Annotated in this window: 2 protein-coding genes; one reads left to right on the top strand and one right to left on the bottom strand. The window is 78.2% G+C overall.

Going from position 1 to position 1,851, the window contains the following annotated elements; translation table 11 throughout:
* Positions 1-278: 278 nt before the first annotated feature.
* A complete protein-coding gene (locus ACTUAL_RS05830) occupies positions 279-431 on the bottom strand; it encodes a hypothetical protein (protein WP_440899520.1) in 153 nt (50 codons plus the stop codon).
* 73 nt (positions 432-504) lie between these two features.
* Here ACTUAL_RS05830 and ACTUAL_RS05835 point away from each other — a divergent pair, with 73 nt between their 5' ends.
* On the top strand, positions 505-1,653 hold the full coding sequence (locus tag ACTUAL_RS05835; RefSeq protein ID WP_440899521.1) for an ROK family protein: 1,149 nt from the start codon (positions 505-507) through the stop codon (positions 1,651-1,653).
* Positions 1,654-1,851: the final 198 nt, after the last annotated feature.

The raw sequence follows: 1,851 nt of genomic DNA on the forward strand, positions 1-1,851 counted from the left end.
GACACCGCCCCCGGCCGCGGCGACTCGCCGGTCGACCCCCTTGGCCGCCCCACACCGCCAGTCGACGCCACCGACCGCTCCGGTCCACCGGTCGCCCCCTCCGACCGCGCCGGTCAGACGCCCACCGCCCCGCCGGTCACCCCCTCCGACGCTCCCGACCTGCCCGTTGACACCACCGGTCACAGCGGCCCGTTGCCCGACGCCGCCGGCCAGCCCGGTCCAGCGCAGGCTCTTCTCAGCCCCCCTGCTCCGACGGCTGCCGCCTCCGGCCGCGCCGGTCAGGCGCCCGCCGTCCCCATCCCGGTCGTGCCCGTCGCCCCTGCCGCGCCCACCGCGCCGGTCGTTCCTGCCGCGCCCGCCGTCCCCACCACGCCCGTCGCGCCAGCCGCACCGGTGGCGCCAGCCGTCCCCGCCGCACCGGTCTTGCCCACCGCACCCGTCGTGTCCGTCGTGCCTGTCGTGCCTGCTGTCTCGGGTCGGTCGGGTCCGGCTGGTCAGCACACCGTGCGCAGGCTCAACTCGGCGCTCGTGCTCGACGCGATCGCCTCCGCTCCCGGTTCGTCCCGCGCTTCCGTCGCGGCCAGGACCGGGTTGACCAAGGCGACCGTGTCCAGCCTCGTCGACCGGATGATCGGCGCGGCCCTGGTGGTCGAGGGGGCGGCCGAGGCGCGGAGCGGGCCCGGTCGGCGCGGGACCGCGCTGCACCTGTCGCCCGCCGGGCCGCACGGGCTGGGGGTCGAGGTCGGGGTCGACTACCTGGCCACCTGCCTGGTCGACCTGACCGGTCGGGTGCGGAAGCGGTGGGTGCGGGACAGCGACAACCGGGCGTCCTCGCCCGCGCTGGTGCTGGGCGAGGTGGCCGCCGCGGTGCGGACCGCGACCAGGGAGGACGTGCCCGTCGGCGGCATCGGGGTGGCAGTGCCGGGGCTGGTCGAGTCGGCCAGCGGCGTGCTGCGGGTCGCGCCGAACCTGGGGTGGCGCGAGGTGGACGTGCGCGGCGAGCTGGGCCGGTTGCTCGGGGCCGACGCGGGCGGGCTGCCGGTGCAGGTCGGCAACGAGGCGAACCTCGCCGCGCTCGCCGAGCTGTGGCACGGCGACGCGCCGCAGGACTTCGTGCACGTCTCCGGCGAGATCGGCATCGGCGCGGGCATCGTCGTGGACGCGGGCCTGTTCGAGGGCGTGTCCGGCTTCGGCGGCGAGATCGGCCACCTGTCCGTGGACCCGAGCGGCCCGCGCTGCACGTGCGGCTCGCGCGGCTGCCTGGAGCGGCTGGCCGGGCAGGACGAGATCCTGCGCGCGGCGGGCGTGGCCGACGTGGCGGACCTGCTCGCCAGGCTCGACGCGGACGACCGGGAGGCGATCGCGGCGGTGCGGACGGCGGCCAGGTGGCTGGGCATCGCCCTGTCGGGCGCGGTGAACCTGCTCGGCCTGCCCGCGGTGGTGCTGGGCGGCGCGTACGCGCGCCTGGAACCGTGGCTGCGCCCCACCCTGGAGGCGGAGCTGGGCGGACGCGTGGTGAGCGCGGCCTGGTCCCCGGTGACGGTGACGGCGTCCTCGCTGGGCGACGAGGCGGCGGTGCGAGGCGCGGCGACCAGCGCCGTCCGCGCGATCCTGGCCGACCCCGAGCCGTACGTGACCTCGGTTCTGGCCTGACCACCCGCTCCGCGCAGACCACCACACGCGACCACCCGCACCACCACGCCCGACCACACGCCCACACGGCACTCTCCGCCCCAGCAACCCCGCGCACCCCTCCAGCCCGCCCGAACCGCCACGCGCGCCCCCCCGCCCGAACTACCCCCCGCCGCCCCCACCCCGCCCCCCCCCGCCCCGCCCCCCCCCCCCCGCCGG

This window comes from Actinosynnema sp. (assembly GCF_052038725.1).